Genomic DNA, 24,051 nt, shown 5'->3' with positions numbered 1-24,051 from the left:
TCCAGAGTTTGTACCTGAAAGCCCGCTATCTCAAATTATTGATGAATCGGCGCCGCTTTACGAGAAAGCTTCGATCGACGAGCATTACCTGGACCTTACCGGCATGGATCGTTTCTTCGGATGCCTGAAATGGAGCCGGGAGTTACGAAATAAAATCATGCGCGAAACCGGATTGCCCATCTCTTTTGGTCTGTCTGTCAATAAAACCGTCTCAAAAATTGCCACAGGCGAAGCCAAACCAAACGGTGAAAAACAGGTGCTTTTCAATGAAGTACGCCCGTTTTTACGGCCCCTGTCCATCCGTAAAATTCCCATGATCGGACCGGCCACTTACAAGCTGCTGCGTTCCATGGGAATCGATCGCATCGAGACCCTCGAAAACATGCCTCCTGAAATGTTGCGTCATGCCCTCGGGAAAAACGGCATTGCCATCTGGCAACGAGCCAACGGCATCGACCCTACCCCGGTAGAACCTTACACCGAACGAAAATCCATCAGCAGTGAACGCACCTTCGACCAGGATACGGGAGATATGAAAATGCTGACGGCCCACGTTGTCAAAATGACCGAGAAACTGGCTTACCAGTTACGCGCCGGCGAGAAGCTGACAGGGTGCATATCCGTAAAAATCAGATACAGTGATTTTGATACCCGAACCCTGCAAAAAATGGTGCCTTACACATCGTTTGATCATCTGCTGATCCCGGTTGCCAAAGATTTACTAAAGCGGCTCTACACACGCCGTGTCAGAATACGCCTGATCGGAGTGAGGTTATCCCATCTGGTAAGTGGTGCCCCGCAACTCGATCTTTTTGATGATACCCCCCGGCAGGTACAACTTTACAGGACACTGGATTATGTACGTCATCGGTTTGGGGCCGGAGCTGTTGGAAGAGCGATTTAACAATGATCATTGTTCATTCATATTACAGTCTCCGTTTCGGGACGCTCTCCCCCGAAGAGCTGGCGGCCAGGGCTGCAGAGCAAGGGATTAGTGTGCTCATTCTCACCGATATCAATAACACAACCGGCATTTTTGAATTTGTAAAAGCGTGTCGCAAAAACAACATTACCCCACTGGCAGGCATCGAGTTTCGAAACAACAACAAATGGCTTTATACCGGCATTGCAAAAAACTTCAAGGGGTTTGGCGAGCTAAACCGTTTTTTAAGTCATTACAGGCTGCAGGGATTGCCGTTGCCCGATAAGCCACCCGCATTTGAGAATGCTTTTATTGTATGGCCCTGGGGCAGCCGGCAGCCTTCCGAATTGAACGACAATGAATACATCGGCATCCGCCATTTTCAGCTAAAGCAATTGCTCACTTCTCCCTGGCGAAACCGTCAGGATCGCCTTCTCATCTGGCAACCGGTGATTTTTGCCAATCGCCGGGGAATGGAACTGCACCGCCACCTGCGAGCCATCGACCGAAACACCCTGCTCGACCGTCTGACTCCTGGTGACATGGCATCTCCTTACGACTGGATGGTGCCGCCGGCCAAACTAATGAAAGCTTTCGCCGACCACCCCGAAATTGTGAAAACAACAGATAACCTGTTAAGCCGGCTCTCTTTTGACTTCGACTTCAAAGGCAGTAAAAACAAACAAACCTACACAGGGAGCCGGCATGATGACGAGCTTCTGCTCGCCCAACTGGCAATGGACGGCCTCCGACAACGGTACGGGAACAACGTTGCAGTGGCACAACAAAGAGTAGAAAAGGAACTCTCAATCATCAGTAAAATGGGCTTTGCAGCTTATTACCTGATCGTGTGGGACATCATCAGATATTCCCTCTCCCGTGGATTTTATCATGTGGGACGAGGCAGCGGCGCCAATAGTGTAGTCGCCTATTGCCTGAAAATAACAGATGTGGATCCGATTGAATTAGATCTCTACTTCGAACGTTTTCTGAATCCCAAACGCACCTCTCCGCCCGATTTTGACATTGACTACTCCTGGCGTGAGCGCGATGAAGTTCAAAATTACATTTTCAAACGCTATGGTAATGCGCACACGGCGCTGCTGGGTGCTGTTTCGACCTTTCAGGCACGGGCAGCCATTCGCGAACTGGGAAAAGTATACGGATTGCCGAAAGAAGAAATTGACCAGTTGGTAGCCCGTCCGGCAGGCTTTGAACCTGACACTGTCGGAAAAACAATCCTTCAAACGGGACAACAGATGGCCGATTTTCCCAATCTACGCACCGTTCATGCCGGCGGTATCCTTATTTCGGACGCTCCCATTACCGACTATACTGCACTGGACATGCCACCGAAAGGATTTCCGACAACACAATGGGACATGTACACCGCCGAAGACATCGGCTTTGAAAAATTCGACATTCTCTCCCAGCGGGGCATCGGACATATACGCGATTGCATCGACATCGTACATGAAAATCACGGAGAAGAAATCGATATGCACCAGGTAGAGAAGTTTAAGAAAGACAAACAGGTCAGGGAACTTCTCAGAAAAGGTGAAACCACGGGATGCTTTTACATCGAGAGTCCGGCCATGCGGGGGTTACTTAAAAAATTGCGTTGCGATGATTACCTGACCCTTGTTGCCGCCAGTTCCATTATTCGTCCGGGTGTAGCAAAATCGGGCATGATGCGGGAATACATACGACGGTTTCACAATCCCGAAGGATTTGAATATGCTCACCCGATACTGAAGGAACAACTCAGCGAAACCTACGGCGTCATGGTTTACCAGGAAGATGTCATCAAAGTGTGTCACCATTTTGCCGGACTCGACCTGGCTGATGCCGATGTATTGCGTCGCGCCATGAGCGGGAAATACCGCTCCAGAGATGCTTTTCAGGCCATCGTCAATAAATTCTTCGAGAATTGCCGGCAGCGTGGTTATTCGCAAGCTCTAACGTCGGAAGTGTGGCGACAAATTGAGTCGTTTGCCGGTTACTCTTTTTCAAAAGCCCACTCGGCCTCCTATGCCGTGGAAAGTTTCCAGAGTTTGTACCTGAAAGCCCGCTATCCGCTGGAATTTATGGTGGCAGTAATCAATAATTTCGGCGGATTTTATGCCACGTGGCTCTATGTGAATGAAGCACGAAGATGGGGCGCCAATATTCACCTGCCATGCGTAAACCGCAGTCAATATGCCACTTCGATTACAGGGAAGGACATCTTCCTGGGATTTGTGCATGTACACGACCTGGAAACAAAAACAGTCCTGAACTTCATTGAAGAAAGGCAACGCAATGGTACTTACCAAAACCTGGAAGATTTCATTAACCGCACAGGCATTAGTCGCGAACAACTCATACTCATCATACGCCTTGGTGCTTTTCGCTTCACCGGAAAGAGCAAACCCGGGCTGTTGTGGCAGGCCCACCTGCTTTTGTCGGGCGAGAAAAAGAAGAAAAAGTTGCCCCGTCTGTTTTCGCTTAAATCGCCCGACTACCAGATGCCCCGTTTTGAGCAACAACGCATCGAAGATGCCTACGACGAAATAGAATTGCTGGGATTTCCCGTGGGAAGCTCTTTTTTCGATATGCTGAAAACATCGTTCCGCGGTGAGCTCCGTGCCCGCGACCTGGAGCAGAATATTGGCCGCCGGGTGCGCATGGCAGGACAACTGGTCACCATGAAATATGTACGAACCGTCAACCGTCAAATCATGCACTTTGCCACTTTCATCGATGCCGACGGTGAATTTTTCGATACCGTTCATTTTCCTCAGGTTCTGAAACAATGGCCTTTCACCGGAAACGGCGTTTATCTGATTCTGGGGAAGATTGTTAGTGAATTCGGACAGCCTTCTGTAGAAGTAGAAAAAATGGCCGCTTTGCCACTGCAGGCTGACCCGAGAGGGGCTTGATTTTCGACAGTTTTCCCTGAATTATTCTACCGAATAAATCCACCAAACTTAAGAGGCTGTCCAAAAATATGGTTATCCTGGTCATGGTGAAAGATTTCAAAATATTGATTTTAAGATTCTTCACTGCGTTCAGAATAACAAAAATTTTTTTGCTTTTTAGGCAGCCTCTTAAATTAACAGTGCTAATAATTTTATCAGGATGACTCTAAAAACCTGTTTATCTGACAATAGGAACAAACCTCACAGCAGCCCCGCCTCCGGGAGCCAACTTAAAACTAAGACCTGAATCTTTTGTGACTTTTTTTTCTATAATATGAATATCTGTGGGATTATCTTTGTAGTTGGCTTTCACCCCATCCTCATATATTTGTGCAAGATAAGTTATCCCCTCCTCAAGAAATGACAAATCAACCGAGATATTTCTTTTCTTTTCATTTGTTATTGTTCCCAAATACCATTCTTCACTGTTATAGTCTTTTCGGACAATTGTAACAAATTCGCCGATAATACCATTCAAGACTTTTGATTCAGACCAATTACAAGGTACATCTTTCACAAACTGAAATGCAGGCACATTCTCATAATTCCAGGGAATATCAGCAGCCATCTGTAGAGGACTGAAAATAATGACATAAAGCGCCAACTGCTTGGCAAGAGTTGTTTGAACCTTAGCACCCGCTGCTGTATGGTAATCAAAATTAAATATGCCCGGAGTGAAATCGAAAGGGCCGGCAAGCATTCGGGTAAAAGGTATAATTGTTGTGTGTGAAGGAGGGTTTCCACCATCTGCCGACCAAGCATTGTATTCCTGCCCGCGGCCCCCTTCCTGTGCCATCAGGTTTGGATAGGTTCTCTCCAGGCCCGTTCCTTTAACCGGCTCATGATTATCAATCATTATTTTATACCGGGCAGCTGTTTCAACCACATTTCGGTAATGCCTGACACCAAACTGACCATCATGCCATTCCTTCCCATCCAGATATTTATTTACATACCCGGTTTTCACCGAATTAACGCCATATCTATGATACAGAGCAAAAGCATCCTCAAGTTGCTTCTCATAGTTAAACACCGCCCCGGCTGTTTCGTGATGTCCAATTATCCGAACATTCTTTTTAGCACCATAGCGGCAAACCTCCTCTAAATCGAAATCCGGATATGAAGTTGTGAAATTAAAATCAGAACCATCTTTGGCCCAATTACCATCCCATCCAAGATTCCACCCTTCAATCAAAACACCACCAAATCCATTTTCTGCTGCAAAATCGATGTAACGCTTGGCATTCTGTGTGGTTGCCCCATGCTTGGGACCTTGTCCCCAGGTATATTCATCCAGATGCATAGCCCACCATATTCCGATATATTTGGTAGGTTCAATCCAGGAAATATCATCCAGAACACAGGGTTCATTTAAATTTAGAGTAAGATTTGACATGGCCAAATCGCCCGGGGTATCGCCCACAAGAATGGTTCGCCAGGGCGTTTGAAACGGTACCCTGCCATACACTTTAACTCCATTCGACCACGGAACCAGGTCACTTTCATACTGATTTGAGTCTGTCAATAGTAGCGTCATCGAAGCATAATCGGTAAGAGCGGCCTCATGAATAGCAAGAAAGGAACCATCATTCATCTCAAAGGTGGCCGGTGTATTAATAGTATCTGTTTCTCCCATTTTAGTTAATCGAAATAAACTTTCATAATAACTATTTTCCGAATGTACCGGTATCCACCACACCTTTTGCTCACGGGTGAATGTAAATTGAGTCAATTCATTAATAATAACAAGGCTGTCGGCATTGGGCTGTTCGGGAAACTCATATCTAAAACCCAAGCCGTCATCAAAAACTCTGAAAATTATATGTAATATTCTTTTATCTCCACTTTTTTCCTGCAGGGTAACAGATAATTCTTTATGATTATCCCTCACCTTTTTGAATTGCCCCCACGGTTGTTCCCAGGTTATATTAACAGAATCTTTTGTTGCTTTTACAATTTTAAAATTATCCTTCATGGGAGGCATATTCTTAAACTCGAACCCCATCGAAGAAGGTAAAATTATTTCCTCGCCGCCTCTTGATAAAGCATAAAAAGGCTCTCCTTTCTTTAGAAAAAAATCCAATTTAAGCTGCCCGTCGGGTGATGTTATTGAAGTATTACCCGGAGAATTACAACTCTGAACTGACAAGAAGATACATCCAATTAAAAAACAAAATATAACATTTTTCACAACACAACCGAATTAAAATTAAAATAACTATTACCATTTTTTATTGTACACATACGGGTATTCTAAATTTCACTCAGGAGTTCCTTTGCCAAACCTGGTTGCATAGAAACAAAATAATAAAATACCTGGTCCAGCTTTCTCTGGATTTCCTCATTATTTTTATATCTCTTCCTGAATTCATACAACAGAATAATTTGATCAAAAACATCCTCACTATTTTCAACCCCTGCAAACTGCTTAATCGTTTCCAGATATGAAAACCCGAACTCGTGAGTAGGTTCAATGATAGTCCCTTCTCCGTAATCATTCCAGGTAACAATTTGTAAATACTTTACACCCGATTCTTTTGTCAGCTGAAGGGTTTCTTCCAAAGTAGCTCCGTCATTGTGTGGTATTTCCCATCCCAGGCTCTCACCCCAGCCCCCTTCTTCATAGAAATCAACAAATCCGGGATAGGCAGACCCCATTGCAAAATTCAGAAGTGGTAGGCGATTAGTATAAAAGTTCTCTAAAAAAGAATTGTCCTTATAGACCCAGGCATATTCTCCATCAGCATTTTTACCTGCAGCCTCCGAATGATTCCAGAGTGTCAAAAACATAGGCTTAACACTGAGATTTAAAAAAGCATTTGTCCAGTCATTTTCCGACACTAAATTTATTGGCCCAAAGACCAAAAGAAGAGGTTTGCCGTCAATATGGATGTACTCTTCCATCCCGAAATAACTATTCTCAAGAAATGCCATGTCTTTTTTAACCACTGAGAGACGGTCATTTTCTGCTCCTTTATCAACAACTTCAGAGACGGTTCGATCTTCATACACAACTGCGAACTCAATTCCTACTTCTCCAACTTTATGAATCAAGGCTTCCGTATTTTCCTTAATAGAATAGTAATCATTGACATCGTAAGTTCCATACCAGTCTATCAACAGTCCGTCTATTCCCGAATATTTCATTAAAAGCAACTGGCATTCAATCACATCTTCATCGCCTGAGGCATAAGGACCAATTAAAGGATTAAAATGCGACGCAATATCAGGCAACCCTTCACCATCGAACTGGTCAGGGTCTTTTGTTGCCATCGACCAGTGCATACCCCATTCACCGTTTTCACTGCTTTCAGGGGTTTCATACCAGGGCATAAAGTGAACAAAAATATGTGTCTCATTATTTTTCTTCACATCAACGGGGTTCAGGACATGAACTTCAAAATCCTCTTCAGAATTTTGTTTTTCTTCATCCTTACATCCCGAAATACAAACCCCAAAAGCAGCAATAAATACTAACACCGGATAAATCTTCATACTTGCAGAATTATGTTTGAAATTTTGAAATTTTCGAAGCTCAAAGAAAACAAGCAGAGGAATAAATACCTCTGCTTGTTTTACAACGGTTTTCTAAAATCAATAATTTGGATTTTGAACGAGGTTTTTATTTTTATCCAACTCTGACTGAGGAATCGGAAAGACTTCCCTGTACCGGGGTGTCTCGCCCTTCTCCCACCATGGCTCAAAGAAATCACCAAATCGAATATTATGCGTACGCCGATGACCTTCAAAAATGAATTCCCTGAGCCATTCGTCATTCAGAAAATCAAGCGTAATCGTTTCAGGAGTATCCATCCCGGCACGCTCTCTGATTGGTTCAATAAAAGGGCGAGCGAGGTCAGGAGTCCCCATACGAACATAGCACTCAGCTTGCATCATCAAAACCTCTGCATATCGCATAACCACCCAATCGTGATCACGCTCCCATGATTCACCCGCTTTTACCTCGTATTTGAACAAACGAACACCTTCATTCTGTTTAGCATTCTCAAAGTTCTCTATCTCTTCAGTATAAATTAAAGGCTCACCATTATCCATATTTATAACAGAACCTGTAGCTAAATTAATTTGTTCTCCCTCCAGCATAGCATCTTTCCTTCGGTCTGCATCATCGAAGGATGAATACACTCCCGGCTGCCCGCAAATACCATTCCCACACCAGGGATAATCACCCGTTGGAGAAAAAGCATAAGGCTGTTTATAGTGAAAAGTCATTGAATGCAGATAATTTCCAACAGTACCAGCCTCTGAGTCATAAGGGATCGCAAAAATCACTTCCCGCGACACCTGATTTTCTGTCAAAAAATTTGTGAAATAATCCGGTTCCAGAGAATAACCCGAAACTTTTTCGCAGGCATCTATGCAATCCTGCCAGCGTGGGTTACCTGTATATACTTCAGCATTAAGATAAAGACGAGCAAGCAAAGTATTGGCAACATTTTGGGTAAAACGCCCGTAAATAACTTCGGACGGAAGAACATCCCTTATCTCCAATAACTCGCTTTCCACGAAATCAAACACCTCCTGACGTGACGATTTAGCAGGAAGCTCTTTATCTTCAAAGTCTGTAACAACAGGCACATCACCAAACATATCCAGAAGCAGATAGTAATAATAGGCCCTTATTCCCCTAAGCTCGGCATTGATTACGAACTTTTCATCCTCTGTCAACTCTGACTGATTGACCTGATAAATAATAGCGTTTACTTTTGCCAATCCCTGGAAACAATACCGCCAGGCACTCAATATCATAGCATTGTCCGCCGTCCATGTATGTTTTTGCGCTTCCTGATAACGCCCTCCGTCGTACCAGTCGGTACCCCGGGTAGGGATACATGCTTCGTCGGAAGTACATTCAGAGAGAAAAAATACATATTCGCAAGTAGGATATGAAATAGAGATATCATCGCTGAAACCACGCAAAGAAGAATAAGCCCCCCCTACAATGGTTTCAATTTCATCCGCAGTCTTTCCGTAATCTTTTGACTCCACCTGACTAAACAATTCTTCATCAAGATCGGTACAGGAGGTAACAGAGGTGATAATTACCCCCAATGTCAATATTATAATTAAATATATTTTCGACTTCATAACTCAATATTTTCTTTTTACAAATTCAGAATAACTCTCTATTATCAAAAACTTATATTAACACCGAAAGATATTGTGCGGGGTTTCGGATAATAGTTAAACATATCGATTCCGGGACTTTCGAGTCCCCCGATATTAACTTCCGGATCTACACCGGAATATCCGGTAATCACAAACAAATTTTCCCCTGTAACATAAATTCTTGCATTTGAAAATCCGAGAGTTTCAACAGGCAAGGAATAACCAAGAGTAGCCGTTTGTAATCTTAAAAAGGAAGCATTTTCAATCCAGTAATCCGAGAATGTTGGATCGCTTGTAATCCCGCTTTTCAGGAAATCATCGGGGACATTCTGGGCCGGTAAGCGGTTCGGGTCGTTCATACTCATAGCAGTTGCATTCAACACCTTTTGTCCAAACATACCATAGGTTGAAAAAGAGGCATCAAATTTCTTGTAGGTAAAGCTCATGCCAAATCCCAGATTTAATTTTGGTTGGGCATTACCTAATTCTGTTTTCTCCTCTCCCAGAATAAAGGCACCATTTTCATCAAGTCCTGAGCATTTGTAACCCCAGAAGGTTCCAACCGGATACCCCTCTTTTATAATTTGTGAAAATTGATTGGACATCCCGCGAAGGCTGTGCAATGAACCACTATAAATAATATCGGTCTCATAAGCCTGGTTTGAAAGTTTGTCTATTTCCTGGTGATTGCTTGAGAGCGTCAGATTAGTATCCCAATTAAAATCTTTTCCGGACATTATGTTGGCATCAATGGTTAGTTCAACACCTTTATTGCTTAGATCGCCAACATTAGCCAGCATGGTTCCAACCAAATACGGCGGCTGTGGCACTTCATAAGTATACAACAAATCACTGGTTTTTTTCTGGTATACCTCCAGCGAGCCAATGATTCGATTCTTTATTGCAAAATCGAGACCTATATTAATCTGCTCTGTTGATTCCCACTTCAAATCCGGATTTGCATTCTGTATGGGACCATAAGATTGTTTCCATTTTTCGCTTTCAGCATCATAATACATCTCACTTCCAACTCCAAGTAGTGGTAGTGATTTATACTCTCCAATCCCTTCCTGATTTCCGGTTACACCGTAACCAACACGAAGCTTGAGATTGTCGAGCCACTGTTCAGACCAGTCCATAAAAGACTCATCCGATAGCCTCCAGGCAATGGATCCTGACGGGAAAACCCCCCATTTATTATTCTCTCCGAAACGGCTTGAGCCGTCACGACGAATAGTACCGGTAAACATATATTTTCCATGCAATGTGTAATTTGCTCTGCCAAAGAAAGAGACAAGTTTTGCAGAACCTTTGTATGAATAAACATCACCTGCACGAAAATCCTGACCGGCAGCAAGATTGTTGTATAAGAACAAATCGGTATCAAATCCTCTTCGTTCAGCACCAAACCCTTCGTAAATATTTTCCAGATAAGAATATCCTGCCAATAAATTAAAGCGATGAATATCCATCACTCGCTCATAATTCAAATAAGTTTCCAATTGTTGGTTTTTGTATTCGCCGAGTGATTTTTGACCATACCCGTCATCAGTACGACCGGTTATTACTGCATATGAAGGTATGTAAAGGTTTCCTTTATGCGAATTATACTCATAAGAAAGGTTAGTGATTGATTTCAACCCAGGCAGAATCTCAAGTTCTGCTTTAAGATATGCAAGCAAACGATCCCTTTTATCATCAGCAGTTCTGTTTTGCAATATTTCTACCGGATTTTCATAGTTTGTTCCTGAAATATTAGTGAACTCGCCATTTTCGTCGCGCACAGGGATAACGGGGCTTAAATTATAGGATCGTTCAAAAATCATATAGTTAAGTGGATGCCATTCATCACGGTTGGCATGAAGACCAGCTTCCACTTTCAATTTTCCGTCTAACCCGTACTGATATCCAGACAAACTCGCACCAATGCGTTCAAGTTTTGTGGTTTTTATTACTCCCTCATTTTCAAGATAGTTCACTGAGGCCCGATACCCACTGTTTTCAGTACCATTGGAGAAAGAGATGGCATGTGATTGAGAAATGCTTGTTTGCTGTAATTCCTTTTGCCAATCGGTATCTCCCCCGTAATCAACAGCTCCTGCTATGTTATTTTCACGAACATATTGCCGCCATTGATTGGCTGAAAGCAAATCTAACTGATTGGCTACTTCACCTATAGCGACATATCCGGAATATTCAAGTACACCTTCCGTTTCATCGCGATTCGTTGTAATGATGATCACTCCATTTGCACCTCGCGACCCGTAGATTGCTGTAGCCGATGCATCTTTAAGCACATCGATCGATTTAATTTCTGAAGGCTGAACGGTATTTATATCAACACCAGGGATTCCATCTACCACAATTAACGGGTTGTTACTTGCTGTCAATGAAGTTCCTCCTCTTAAACGAAGGGTAGCACCGCTGGCAGGATCACCCGACCCTTGAACTACAGCTAATCCAGCTACTCGCCCCTGGAGTACCTGTTCGGTAGAATTGATAACTCCTTTCTTTAAATCCTCAGAGGCTACAGAAGCTATGGATCCGGTTAAATCGGTTTTTCGCATTGTTCCATATCCCACGGCAACAACAACTGCTTCATCAAGAGTTACCATACTCGGAGTTAGAGTAATCCGTATGGGTAATTCCATTGAAGAAGTGACATCTATAACTTCTTTTTCAAATCCAACAAATGAAACAATTAGCTGGCTTCCCACGCTTGCCACTATTTCAAAATGACCATTAACATCAGAAATAGTGCCGGTAGTTGTTCCGGCTATGAACACTGATGCTCCGGGAAGAGGTTCTCCTTGTTCATCGACAATAACACCTGTGACGTCAATGTTATCTTCCTGAGCATAGAGAGAAGAACTCAGAACGAATGAACACATTATCAGCCATAAATATTTTCGATAATAATTTGATTTACAAAGTATTTTCATGGTTACAATTTTTTAGTCATTAATTTAAGCGGGATGAATAAGTCTCCCTATGATTCTAATCCGACATCTATTTATCCGGTTGTACCAGAGGCAAGTCGGTATCTACAATTATTCTGTCGTTATTGTCCACGACAAGAACGTGAATTTGGGAAAGACCCGTCATTCCTTCGAGTTCTGAAACCAGATTTACAAATCCTTTGATCTCTGACATTCCGCCTGTAAACTCGCCTCCATATTCCTTTTCTCCTGCTGTAATGGTATATTTTAATGTGTTCACTCCCCGTTCATTATTTGTTCTGATCATCCCAAGGATGTCTTTCTGACTAATCTTCATAGGAAAGAACCTGAAGGCGGGTGGTGGTGGAGGAACAACATCGGCTGCAATAAGCTTTTGATCGGGAGTTGTTGCCCCCCAGTCTCCATTAACAAACTCCACGAAAAGAAAAGTCATATTTTCCATCACATACCCTTCTTCGGTGTTGAAATATTGTTCCGGAATCAGGTCCATTTTATAAAACCCGTTCCCCATATCCTTTAGCTTAGTCTTTTCAACAACCTCAGGCACCCAAACCTGGAATTCCTGTAATACCTCCCAATCATTCAATCCGGCATGCATGTGCACACTCGGGGCATCTTCAAAGCCATCCACTAAATTGGAATTAAAGAGAATGCTTAAAGGTTTGTCAATATAGGGTTTAGGTGGGTATGCACGGATCAACTCCTCTGCTTCAAAAAAGTCGTCGAAAGGAGTTATAGGTACACTTGCTACTCCCGTTTGTTTGGTACCCGTTTTGTCTTTTAACCGTAACCAAAATCCCGGACCATCTTTTATTTCCTGAGAAGTAACTCCAAAATATTCGGTCGGAACCAAATCAAACCGCCATATATAATCGCCTTCATAAGAAAGTTTTGCAAATTCGGATGAGTTTTCCCAGTTTCCGGCATCAGGCTCTGTCGGGGACCATATCCAGATGTAGACATCCTCATCTTCGTCAAATGTGGTTCCAGCCAAATCGAAATACCACGATACCTCTTCATCATATTGATAAACAACAGGATAAGTCCATATTTTTGCAATATCGCCCGCCTCTTCAGGATCATCCTGCGCACTGATAAATATTGGGAAAAGCAATAATAAGCCTATTACGAATGTATTTTTTTTCATCATGTCAAATTTTATTGATTACCATCAGTTAAGCTTAAAGAAAATGAATAGGTTAGAAAAGCAACTCCATCACTACGACGCACAAGTTCAAATGACATTTCATCCCGTGCTCCGGGAATGGTAGTCAGTTCAAGTTCATCCACTTTATTTTGGCGTCCTGAATCCGAATAGAGATTTATCTTCACGCGGCTTAAATCAGTGGTAGGAAACGGAGAACTCAGTTCCCAATAACCTTCTGTAAGAAACAACGCAGGGACGTCGCCCGATACGGCAAAGGTGGTTGGATTATTATCTTCATCAACATTGAGTGTTATCTCCATTTCTTCAAAATTGAAGTAAGAAGAGATTTCTTGCTCAGAGGGCTCAATGGTGTTGGCTTTGGCATAATTATCAATCATAACCAACTTTTTCAGTCCCCAGGTGCCATTAACTTTCTCGTACAAAGTAATGGGTTCTACAAAACTCCCATCTTCGGTCTCGTTACACCCCGGTAAAAAGATGAGTCCTGGTGTGAGAAAGACCAAATAAAACATTAATCTTTTCATAAATCTTTTCATGTGTTTCGGATTTTAATTAACAATTTTGAGAATTGACCTATACAAAACTACACGGACTACAACCGTTCAAATAGTTTTTCAGTAGAAATTGAGAAAGCAGAAAGAGGTAAGCAATTAAATATCAGAAGGAAAAAACAATGGAAATTGTACAAAAATTGAGAAAGAATTTAGATAAATGAAATACTTTTTAATATTCTTTTACAGACAACATAAACGCTTTAAACGGCCTGAATCTCCATTATCCTGTTCTCAAATTCATCCTTGAAAGGAGATCGGCTCTTTACTTTTGTTTTATAAGTATAAATGGTATTTACTGTTAAATCTAAAAAATGAGCTATCTTTTCATTATCGGTAATACCAAGACGAATTAATGCAAATATTCTCATTTCCGGACTCAGAAACTCATTTTTCTTTGGAGTAAATATTTCTTCTTCGTCACAAGAAACCAGCTTTTTAAACTCGTCAATAAAATCAGGAAAAAGTTTAAGGAAGATTTCATCAAATCGTCTGAAAAGCGACCTTCGCTCTTCCTTTACATTAAAAGTTTTAAGGACTGAGACAATATCTTCATATCGCCGGGCAACAATTTTACGATGAATACTTTTGTGAAAGGCATCAAGTTTTTCAACATATTCCGAATTAATACTAAAAAAGTATCCGATATACTCCTCTTTAATTTTATTAGCTTCGACAAGTTTAGCATTCAATTTGCTCAAATCCGCAACAGTGTTTTGCAAGATTTTTCGGATTTTGTACAATTTTTTAAGCTGATAATAAATGATTGCCAGAGAAGCAATTACTAAGAGCATTAAAAATACAAGGACGATCAGAAAAATAATAAGCTTTTCCTTCTGTTTTTCGGTCTGTGCCAGTCTTTCACCTTCAATTATAGGGAGGATGCTCGCTATTTCAATTTTCCGATGCCGGGCATTATGAAAGGTTGCATCGTCGAGGGCGGCAATTATGTATCTGTAGGCTCTTATTTTTTGTCCTTCTTCGAAAAGAATGTTAGCAAGATTTCTAAGGGCTACGGTTTCTTTTGTTGCATTCTTAATATCTGCAATTGCAGCCCGCGCCAGGTATTCAATAGCTTTTTCTCTATATCCGGTTACCTGGTAAATATATCCGAGACTGGAAGTTGCAATTCCATAATAAGCAGGTGGCACATCAAAGTTTCTCATCCAGTATTCAAATGCGAATTTTGCTCCGCGCCAATCGTATTTCTTCATTCGCCTCAAACTCTCAGCAGACCAGTAAACATTAGTATTTTCAGCGGCATATACCAAAGCAGTATCCAGATATTTATTTCCTATTTCCAGATAAACATCGGTAAATAATTCTTCATCATCATAGTCGGCAAGATCATAATAAGCCCGGGCTACTACAGGATAATACTTTCTTTTTAATGTATCCGGGCAATTGCGTACAGGTATATGTTCCAGACTATCTATAGCTTCCTTGAACAAACCACCAGAAATAAGGACAAACCCTTCCTTTATCCTGGCTTCGACAATCAAATTGGGTTCATTTAATTGTCTTGCGATTTCCTTCGACCTTCTGACAAAATAATAAGCAGAATCAAAAATAAATGATTGATATTCATTTACCAGGTCCATTGTCAAGAAGAACTCTTCTCGTAAATCGTTTTGGGATGAATGAAAATGTAACTTATCTTTAAATAAATCAATCTTTTCATTCTTTTTTTGAATATAAAACTCACGTTCATCCAGATATCTGTCCAATTCATTCAACAAGCTGTCATTCACTGTTGCCGAAGTGATTATACTCTGTAATGATAAGAGAAAGAAAAGAAAAAAGAACTTCATTTGATAATTGTTTCAAAAATATTCGCTTCGTTTATATGATATTGTAAGTTGTCAATATATCCTTGCAAAAAAGACTTTTATATTTCTCAATCTATTTTTGGTATCATGACTTCCTAACCTATATCGTTAGATTTTTAGATGTAAGATAAAACCTAAAAAACTGAAAATATGCATTCACAAATAAAACAATTGATTTCAAGGAATTTGCAAAATATTAACAAACTATTGCTTATAAATGTGTCAACAAAACTGGTATAACCAATTATTGTTCTTTGCAATATGCAATACAAGAACCACGATACTTTGCAAAAATAAATTATTTTTTTGTCTTTTTTACATCTGAAAAATAGAACATGCTCAATTCATAAAAAACCCCGAATGCGTCTAATGCATCCGGGGTAAGTTAACGTTTAACCTTAATGATCTTCATTCAACTACATCAATCACCTCCTTGTTAATTGCCCTTATGCGATCTTCATCTACCTTAACAACCTTCCGGTCGTAGGTCATCAGACCATTGACTTCCATCTCTACATCAGTGGTCTGTGTATAAACGGCGGCCGAAAAACCGGCCTTCACCAGTTTCTTCAGTTCTTCTGCAAAACGTACGTACTCATCGGTAACCGCCTCTGAAGATTTGAACTGAACATAGCCCCAGTTCCGGTCCGGAGCCCAGAGGTGATTTTTCAATGCCAACCCTATTCCCCCATATTCACCAAGCACTGTAGCTCTCATGGCATCATAGAGATACAATTTCGGCTCGGGATAATTATGGATATCCAAAATATCCCCAACCGGATAATGATTCCCACCGCTGGCTGGATTCACAAGGCGAGACGAATCATATTCTTTCGTCCATTCTGCAATTTCTTTGGTTTTGAACTGTCCCCACCCTTCATTAAAGGGAATCCATACAGCAATGCTTGGATAGGAATATAAATAATCCATAATATCTTTCCATTCTTTTCTGTAAATGTCCTCTGACCGGGCAGTTCTTTGAAATTCCATGCCATCAAAATAGGTTGTTCTTTGCCAAACGGGACCAGCATCTCCATTAGGCATATCCTGCCAAACCAATATTCCTAATCTGTCACAGTGCGTATACCAACGTGCCGGCTCCACCTTTACATGTTTCCGAATCATATTGTAGCCCAAATCTTTAATCTTTTCTATATCATATTTTAAAGCCTCATCAGTGGGTGCTGTATATAATCCATCAGGCCACCAGCCCTGGTCAAGGGTACCAAAATGAAAAATATTCTCATTATTCAATTTCAACCGAATAATTCCATTTTTATCGCGTCCCATTGACACCTTACGCATGGCAAAATAACTTTCAACCTTGTCAATTACTTCTCCGTCACGGAGCAATAAAACTTCCATATCGTATAAATACGGGTTGTCAGGGGTCCAAAGTTTTGGAGATTCAATATCGACCTCTAAAACTTCTGTTACAGAAGCACTTCTTTTTGCAATAACCTGCCCCTTATCCTTAACTACCACCTGAATAACATCGCCATAGCTTTCCCCGCATACTTCTGTATCAACCAATACTTTGTTTTTATCAATATCAGGAGTGGTACGTAAATTGGCAATATATTTCTTAGAAACCGGCTCCAGCCAGACGGTTTGCCAAATACCACTAACAGGCGTATACCAGATTCCCTCCGGATTAGCGACCTGTTTTCCGCGAGGTTGTGGCCCCCGGTCTGTCGGATCCCATACCTTAACTTTTATCTCCTGAGCCCCCCTATCATTCAAAAATGGAGCAATATCAAAATAAAATGGTGTATAACCTCCTTCATGACTTCCAACTTTAATATCATTAACCCAGACATCTGTTCTCCAATCAACTGCACCAAAGTGGAGCAACAGTTTTTCCTTTTTCCATGATGCAGGAACATCGAAAGAGCGTTTATACCAAATGACATTCTCCTCACCAACTCTCTTCTGAACGCCACTCAGGCTTGATTCTACCGCAAAAGGCACCAGTATATCCCCATCATAGCCGAAAGGCTCACCATCTTTTCGTGGTACTATGGCATATTTCCACAAACCATTCAGATTTTTCCATTCCGAACGTTCCATTATTGGACGTGGATATTCCGGAAGAACATTATCCGGATTAATTTCTTCTGCCCAGCGGGTTTTTATTTTATCACCTGCCGGTTCCCATTGTGCTGATGTACCGAGCCCTAACACCATAAACATGCTTACTAACAAGACACCTGTTTTTGACATATCTTTTATGTTTTGTAATAACTTATGAGTGTGGTATAAAAAGACATATTTTTGTCAAAATCAAAGTGTTTTAAATTTTGCTACGCACTTAACTCATTGCTAATGTAGATTCATCAGTATAAAATAAATCTAAGTTATTGGTCGGATGGAACCCGCATGATTGAGTTTATACATGTTCTTTTGTAACAAACCTTGTCATCCTTGTTTCAAAAATTTAAAACAACAATGAGTTTAGCAAAAAAGATACTTTTTTGGCCACACTCACTTATTTAACATTTAAAATTCAATTACCACCTGGGTCTCTCAAGATTACTAATACCTGGTGTATCGTTTAAAATTTCAGGCCAGCCGTTATTCCATCTTATCCGGTCGAGCATCAATACCCGGCCATCGGGATTCTTCACGTCCACGGCATGATACAAAACCCAGTCGTTTCCGGCATCATCGGTAACAATTTCGGAATTGTGCCCCGTTCCCACAAAACGATTATTGCCACGAATTAATACTTCATGATAATTGTTCATCATACTGTTTCCCTCTTTATCGAGATATGGACCGAACAAATTATCAGAACGTCCCACCACTGTGGTATACGTACTGTTAACTCCCTCACAACATGTCCCAACAGATGCAAACATATAATAATAGTCATCCTTTTTGTGGATATAAGTCCCCTCATAGGCAGTACCGGCAATTTGTTGCTTTTCGGCTCCGGGTTTCAGGGTCAATCCGTCATCGCTCAATTCTATGGCATAAATACCTCTGAAGCTTCCCCAAAACAGATATTTTTCCCCGTCTTCTTCGATATAAAAAGGATCAATTGAATTCTGAACATCAATTTCATTACTCCGAAAAAGCTTGCCAAGGTCGGTAAACGGCCCCTCAGGCGTTTCGCTTGTAGCAACGCCTATGCCACAAGTCCATTCTCCACCCCAAACCGACATGGAATAGTAAAGAACATATTTCCCGTTAATAAAATTTATATCGGGAGCCCACAATCCACCGTCTGGCTCAAAGTCCGGCCGTCCTTCTTCAGTAAAGGCCGTCCCGACATATTCCCAGTCTACCAGATTGGTGGATTTGTGGACGGGCATGTTGCGAATATCTTCGGTGGCATACAAATAGAAAGTTCCCTCCGAATCCCTGATTATAGAAGGATCGGGAAGGCTGTAACTGACCACCGGATTGCTGTATCCGCCTGTCTTTGAATCATCATTTGTTTTTTCTGTATCGTCTTTGTCGTTGTTATTACAGGAATACCCTGCATAAGCAACGGTTACTATTGTAAGTAACAGAAATATTTTCTTCATTGGTATAAATTTTATTTCAGGTCATAACTCAATACTTCGCTAAACTTTGGCAAACACCTGGTAATCTGTTTGGTTATGCTTGAAAGTTCTTAAATCTAAAATCAATCAAGCATAAACCGTTCTGCCGCACCTGGTGTAAGCATTTCCCAAAGGGATGCAACAGTCCATCCGGGTGCAAAAATGTCATTATAAAAACCTTTCCCGTTTTTCCCGTAATCCCAGTTGGTGTGCTGAACCACTTCGGGATAATATCCGGTACGGGCTATGCCACACATGTGACCTGGGTAAGGCAACAGTTGCAGCATTGAAGTATTAATAACTTTAGCAAATTCACTGAATGCCGGTTCAGATGTCTCCTTCGCAAGGTAGTTCAACACATCGGCAAACTCAAAGATGAATACATCAATATGATTATTCTCAACCGAGACATTCCCCCATCCGCGGGTTTTCAGACCAATATCACCTAACATCTGTCCACGGGCAAAAGGAACATCCCACATGTAATACCACGAAAGGGCAAAAAAGGAAGCCTCTTTGGCAAGCGCAACATAATGATCGTGCTTCCTCCCTTTTGAAGCCAGAGCCAGATAATACATAGCCGTTGATGCATAAAGAGAGGCCTCTTTATCCTCACAATTGGCGTCAAGTGTGGAAGAAAAATAATCGGACCTGGAAATCAACTCGTTTTCAAGATATTCTCCCGATTTTTCTGCACTTTCCAGGTATTCCTTATCATTGAAGTATTTTGAAGCCATAACCAAAGGCACTGTTGCCGAAGGAGTACTTCCTCCCGTTGCGTCCACCAGTTCAAAATCATTTTTAAACTTACGCGGGAAACTGCCATCCGCGTTCTGAAGTCTTAGAAAATTATCCAATAACTTTCTGATTCGTTTTTCCCATCCGAGATGCTTCCTCCCTTGCTTCCTCTCAAAATCCAGATACTTAAGAATTGCATAAACCCCCTCAGATTGCCGGCGGATACTATACACATCAGGTTCTTCATCAGTATGATAGTTGATAGATTCTCTGAAAAACCCCGAATCTGTAAATCCTTTTTCCAGATAACTTTTCAAAACGTTTTCTGCAATCTGCTTAAGCCCGGGATTATCTGTTTCATGGGCATATTCAAGTGCAAAAAAAGCATTCAGTAGTACCCTGCCTATAAAGCCAACCTCAGCACCTCCCATATCTGAGCAATCATCCGTACGTAAATGGATACCGGAAAAGTAATTGAGGTCTTCGGTCTCCACATAACTTTCGATAAAAAAGTTTGCCAGTGTCTCTTTCACCGTTTTAACCGAATAATCCAGTTCAACCGGCATCGGTTTGAAATGGCTGAACGAATAGTTCCATACCTGAGCCACAAAATCAGAGAAGCCGGAGGCATGGCCGCTGTTTACAATCCAATTCAGGATTTTGGTTTCTCCTTTTTTTAGCCCGGCAAATGCAACAACCGGCGGAGCAAGTGTCAGCTTGCGAATGTAAGTTTTAGGAATCTCGCGGTGAGGAAATCCGAACGACATCCAGGCTTTGTCATGAATATTTTCAAAACCGGTAAAGCCTAAATCACTTTCGCCCGAGAGTATAACTTCACCGTGATGAATAGCTGTATATGATACTGTATCTATATCATCGTTCCTCAAAACCGTATAATAACGGCCGGTACTTTCATCAAAAATACCGGTAAGGGGTGAACTCAAACGGTCTTCTCTTACCAGCCAGCTGTCACTTGTGTGAAATGACGGTGCTTCTTCCGGCGAACGAAGATTGTGACGATACCAAAACCCCGGCATCAGGAACTTACAATTTTCATGTTCAGCCTGGCCGGCAGCCACACTTTGTTTAAAATTAAAGAATACATCTTCACGGGCAGTCAATGTTATCCTATAATATACAGAATTCCCGAGGGTCTTTGTTTTTCCTGTTATTTCCAGCGGAATGTCCTTATCCGGTAAGTAACGGAAGTTATTGTCTTTATCCGTGTTTCCAATCCTCAGGATATAGCTTTTCGCCGGATTTCCGGGCGTTTTCAACATAATTTCGGCCCGCATTTCTTCATTTGTTTGTGAAAAAACACTTCCTGCAAACAATGTCACGAATCCCAGTCCAAACAAAAACCTGCAACTCCAATATTTAATATTTCTCATAAACCTTATCTATCAAATTCAAATCATTTAATTTTTTTAACCCAACCAGATATTTGCCACCTGCATTATCGCCAGCCATTAATTGTTATGCTCTCTTCGGGAGATAAAGATTTTCATGGTTTCATTTTCACCCTGCACCAGGTATTTGAAGCATCATCAACAGCATGAACAATATTCTCTTCGGTTATGCTGCCATCTTTATCCCGGTAACTGAGTTTTACATTTATTCGGATGTCATTTCCTTCCCGGTAATTCAGTGCAGAAAAAGGTATGGCAAGTTCCAACCGGTATCCTTTGTTTTCCAAATCCTGTGTTGACAATTTTATTCCTTCAGCCTCTTCATGAATCCATTCGCCTTTTCTCCCCTCGTGAAAGCGAAATTCTTCATTGCGATTACAGAAAACTCTGAAAAGACCGGAATCGGGACACGTGAGGTTGTAGTTTCCTGCATCTACATAAATAGTAACACCATCGTCGTCGGTTGTTCCGGGAATCGCTTCAGAACTTTCATAATTAACTTTTGCAGCGAAATACAAGAAGTCGTCATCCCGGGCAATATCGGCCCGGGCATTGACCATCCCCTTATGCCCTATAAAAAGCGGAAATCTTTCTTTCCATTCGTTTTCATTCATGCGGCCGTCAACAGACACCGGACTGACCGGAGCGACCGGCTCTTTTACGATATGTCCCAGGATGGTCCACACCTCACAGGCAGGATTTCTAAAGCTGGTAGTGGAAGCAGCGACAACGGTATTTTCATCCCAAAGCGAAATGGAATTCCATTTGGCTTCGCGATCCAACGGGACATCGAATGGTTGCGTAATCCTTGAGAAATTGCGCCCCTCAGAATCTCCAATTGCAACTTCCATAGTAGAAAGTTCCCAATTATCGGTTCTGCCACGGGTGGTCTGATAAGACAGGAGCAATTCTCCGGAAGGAAGTCTTACCAGATAAGGCGCCCCGGCATAAACCTGATCGGGCAGTTCCTCATGATGAGCCGCTTCACGATTTGGAGAATCTCCGTCAACCGGCTTAATCCAGGGTTTATCAAGAGGTGTCCTTACAATCCAGGGTTTAAACTGCCCTGATGCATTATCCTCTATCGCCACCAGTATTTCGTCCCCTCCAATAACCGGAACAGGCATACCATCGCGATGGTTTTTTCTAAAACTAACAGTGACAGCCTCTCCGCTCCAGGTATTTCCTTCATCCGAAGAGCTTAACATGGATATTTCCTGTTCATCAGACTGCGTATAAGGAGCTTCATTGGCAAAATAAACCTGCATTTCACCGGATGGGAGTTGCAAAAAGGCCGGTTCCCAGCATCCATTTCTGAAATCTTTACCGGCTTCATAAATTACCTGCGATTCCGACCAGGTTTTCCCCAAATCTGAACTCCGCTTCACTGCTATTGCAAATGGTGCAATACCATCATTCGAAGGGCGGTAATTGCATCCGGCCACAAGATCACCGTTTGACAGTTGAATCAACTCACCGTTGGCTTTGCTTATTGTAACAGATGAACGGATGTGTTTTTCAAAAAGTATGGACGGATCACTCCAGGTAAGACCGTTGTCCTCACTGCTGATGATTTCCACATTGCCATTGGTCTCATAAACGGCCACCAACATGCCGTTATTCAATCGTTTTACTCTTGGATATCCGGCCCATGAAAGCTGCCTCCCGTCACGTGGCGCCAGGCGCTTCAGTGAACTATAGTCCCATGCTATACGAATGCCGTCAAGCGGATCATCTGTCTTTCGCTCGAAATCTGTAATACTATTTTCCTGATTCTGCCCCTTACAAGATGAAGAAAACAGGCACAAAAGCACACAAAAAGAGAACAATCTTAATTCAGAAATCATAATTAATCCGTTTTCAGTTGGGGAACCATATAATTCTCATCAACAACCATCACATCCGGATCGTCATTGCGTTCCTTAAAGCTCACTGTACTGATATACATGTGACGAGGATGAATGCTCTCATCGCTATTATGCGCGTGGAAAACGATTCTGAGAACACCGTCTTTGTCTCTGAACATTGCACTGTGTCCAACCCCAACCAGGTTGCCGGGCTTTTGCAATATGGGATTTTCTTCATATTTCACCCATGGGCCTGCCGGACTTTCAGCAGTAGCAAAGCCAACGCCATAGAACTGACTCTCATAACTGTTGGCCGAATAAGTCATGTAATAAAGTCCATCGTGTCTGATAACATAAGCACCTTCATTCACCCGTGGCCATATCTTCTCCCATTCCTGAGAAACATGAATGCATGGTTTCATGGTTTCCGGTTTTATTTCAAGAAGATTTTCGGTCAGTTCGGCCACCCAAATATTCAAACCATCATTAAACCTGTCGAAATAAAGCCATGGGGTCCCGTTTTCATCAACAAAAAGAGAATTGTCGATGCATTTCTCGTCAGTTATCATCGGCTTTTTCTCTGCCTGTTTAAACGGCCCCAGCGGGTTGTCACTGGTAGCTGCACAAATATGTTCATCAGCAGAAAAATACATATAGAAAGTCCCGTCAACATGATAAACTTCAGGCGCCCAAAACCAACGATCACCCCACACATCAGATTTATGAAGCGCCAAACCATTGGTCAATCCATCTGGCACTTCCCAGTTCTTCAGATCGGTTGAAGTAAATACGATAATGCCATCTTCCGAAAAGGTCCCATAAGCATAATAAACACCTTCATGGTACATAATGAACGGGTCACCTAAAGGAACTTTTGTAGCAGCGTCACCAGAATTGTCAGAAGAATCACTTTTTCGATCAGAACAAGCATAAAATAAAGCACTTCCCAATAAAACAAGTAGAAATAGTATTGCTTTTCTTGTCAT

14 protein-coding genes are annotated in these 24,051 nt (G+C 41.9%); 2 read left to right on the top strand and 12 right to left on the bottom strand.

The features are described 5' to 3' along the window. Positions 1-904 (top strand): DNA polymerase Y family protein (locus ATH1_RS18800; RefSeq protein ID WP_010416926.1); only part of this gene is annotated, 904 nt, incomplete at its 5' end. 2 nt (positions 905-906) lie between these two features. After that, positions 907-3,843: a DNA polymerase III subunit alpha gene (locus ATH1_RS0102075; protein WP_010416924.1), complete on the top strand. Its 2,937-nt coding sequence runs from the start codon at positions 907-909 to the stop codon at positions 3,841-3,843. Positions 3,844-4,060: 217 nt separating this feature from the next. On the opposite strand, the gene ATH1_RS0102070 is transcribed toward ATH1_RS0102075, so the two are convergent. From ATH1_RS0102070 to ATH1_RS0102010, 12 genes are all read right to left on the bottom strand, one after another. Beyond that, positions 4,061-6,031: a glycoside hydrolase family 97 protein gene (locus ATH1_RS0102070; RefSeq protein ID WP_211208056.1), complete on the bottom strand. Its 1,971-nt coding sequence runs from the start codon at positions 6,029-6,031 to the stop codon at positions 4,061-4,063. 104 nt (positions 6,032-6,135) lie between these two features. Then, positions 6,136-7,377, bottom strand: coding sequence for a glycoside hydrolase family 99 protein (locus ATH1_RS0102065; RefSeq protein ID WP_010416920.1), 1,242 nt, complete (start codon positions 7,375-7,377; stop codon positions 6,136-6,138). Positions 7,378-7,476: 99 nt separating this feature from the next. Then, positions 7,477-8,991, bottom strand: coding sequence for a RagB/SusD family nutrient uptake outer membrane protein (locus ATH1_RS0102060; protein WP_010416918.1), 1,515 nt, complete (start codon positions 8,989-8,991; stop codon positions 7,477-7,479). 44 nt (positions 8,992-9,035) lie between these two features. Further along, on the bottom strand, positions 9,036-11,954 hold the full coding sequence (locus tag ATH1_RS0102055; protein ID WP_010416917.1) for a SusC/RagA family TonB-linked outer membrane protein: 2,919 nt from the start codon (positions 11,952-11,954) through the stop codon (positions 9,036-9,038). 67 nt (positions 11,955-12,021) lie between these two features. Beyond that, on the bottom strand, positions 12,022-13,119 hold the full coding sequence (locus tag ATH1_RS0102050) for a hypothetical protein (protein WP_010416915.1): 1,098 nt from the start codon (positions 13,117-13,119) through the stop codon (positions 12,022-12,024). Between the two features lie 11 nt (positions 13,120-13,130). Next, on the bottom strand, positions 13,131-13,676 hold the full coding sequence (locus ATH1_RS0102045; protein ID WP_010416913.1) for a DUF5004 domain-containing protein: 546 nt from the start codon (positions 13,674-13,676) through the stop codon (positions 13,131-13,133). 218 nt (positions 13,677-13,894) lie between these two features. Beyond that, positions 13,895-15,502: a DUF6377 domain-containing protein gene (locus tag ATH1_RS0102040; RefSeq protein ID WP_010416910.1), complete on the bottom strand. Its 1,608-nt coding sequence runs from the start codon at positions 15,500-15,502 to the stop codon at positions 13,895-13,897. Positions 15,503-15,928: 426 nt separating this feature from the next. Then, positions 15,929-17,743: a glycoside hydrolase family 2 protein gene (locus ATH1_RS0102035; protein ID WP_029163914.1), complete on the bottom strand. Its 1,815-nt coding sequence runs from the start codon at positions 17,741-17,743 to the stop codon at positions 15,929-15,931. A 287-nt stretch (positions 17,744-18,030) separates the two neighbouring features. Beyond that, positions 18,031-19,053: a family 43 glycosylhydrolase gene (locus ATH1_RS0102030; protein ID WP_010416905.1), complete on the bottom strand. Its 1,023-nt coding sequence runs from the start codon at positions 19,051-19,053 to the stop codon at positions 18,031-18,033. Between the two features lie 101 nt (positions 19,054-19,154). After that, positions 19,155-21,200, bottom strand: coding sequence for a hypothetical protein (locus ATH1_RS0102025; protein ID WP_010416903.1), 2,046 nt, complete (start codon positions 21,198-21,200; stop codon positions 19,155-19,157). Positions 21,201-21,313: 113 nt separating this feature from the next. Next, positions 21,314-23,065, bottom strand: a complete 1,752-nt coding sequence (locus ATH1_RS0102015) for an exo-alpha-sialidase (RefSeq protein ID WP_010416899.1) — start codon at positions 23,063-23,065, stop codon at positions 21,314-21,316. Between the two features lie 2 nt (positions 23,066-23,067). Then, positions 23,068-24,051, bottom strand: a complete 984-nt coding sequence (locus ATH1_RS0102010) for a glycoside hydrolase family 43 protein (RefSeq protein WP_010416896.1) — start codon at positions 24,049-24,051, stop codon at positions 23,068-23,070.

Origin of the sequence: Anaerophaga thermohalophila DSM 12881 (assembly GCF_000191885.1) — a bacterium.
Lineage (GTDB): Bacteria > Bacteroidota > Bacteroidia > Bacteroidales > Marinilabiliaceae > Anaerophaga > Anaerophaga thermohalophila.
Note: the sequence above shows the minus strand (reverse complement) of the source record. Positions and strands in the feature narration are given on the sequence as shown.

Excerpts from the sequence above, each read along its gene's own strand:
- ATH1_RS0102075 (WP_010416924.1), top strand. The coding sequence starts at position 907 with ATGATCATTGTTCATTCATATTACAGTCTCCGTTTCGGGACGCTCTCC.
- ATH1_RS0102065 (WP_010416920.1), bottom strand. The coding sequence starts at position 7,377 with ATGAAGATTTATCCGGTGTTAGTATTTATTGCTGCTTTTGGGGTTTGT.
- ATH1_RS0102060 (WP_010416918.1), bottom strand. The coding sequence starts at position 8,991 with ATGAAGTCGAAAATATATTTAATTATAATATTGACATTGGGGGTAATT.
- ATH1_RS0102055 (WP_010416917.1), bottom strand. The coding sequence starts at position 11,954 with ATGAAAATACTTTGTAAATCAAATTATTATCGAAAATATTTATGGCTG.
- ATH1_RS0102050 (WP_010416915.1), bottom strand. The coding sequence starts at position 13,119 with ATGAAAAAAAATACATTCGTAATAGGCTTATTATTGCTTTTCCCAATA.
- ATH1_RS0102045 (WP_010416913.1), bottom strand. The coding sequence starts at position 13,676 with ATGAAAAGATTTATGAAAAGATTAATGTTTTATTTGGTCTTTCTCACA.
- ATH1_RS0102040 (WP_010416910.1), bottom strand. The coding sequence starts at position 15,502 with ATGAAGTTCTTTTTTCTTTTCTTTCTCTTATCATTACAGAGTATAATC.
- ATH1_RS0102035 (WP_029163914.1), bottom strand. The coding sequence starts at position 17,743 with ATGTCAAAAACAGGTGTCTTGTTAGTAAGCATGTTTATGGTGTTAGGG.
- ATH1_RS0102030 (WP_010416905.1), bottom strand. The coding sequence starts at position 19,053 with ATGAAGAAAATATTTCTGTTACTTACAATAGTAACCGTTGCTTATGCA.
- ATH1_RS0102025 (WP_010416903.1), bottom strand. The coding sequence starts at position 21,200 with ATGAGAAATATTAAATATTGGAGTTGCAGGTTTTTGTTTGGACTGGGA.
- ATH1_RS0102015 (WP_010416899.1), bottom strand. The coding sequence starts at position 23,065 with ATGATTTCTGAATTAAGATTGTTCTCTTTTTGTGTGCTTTTGTGCCTG.
- ATH1_RS0102010 (WP_010416896.1), bottom strand. The coding sequence starts at position 24,051 with ATGACAAGAAAAGCAATACTATTTCTACTTGTTTTATTGGGAAGTGCT.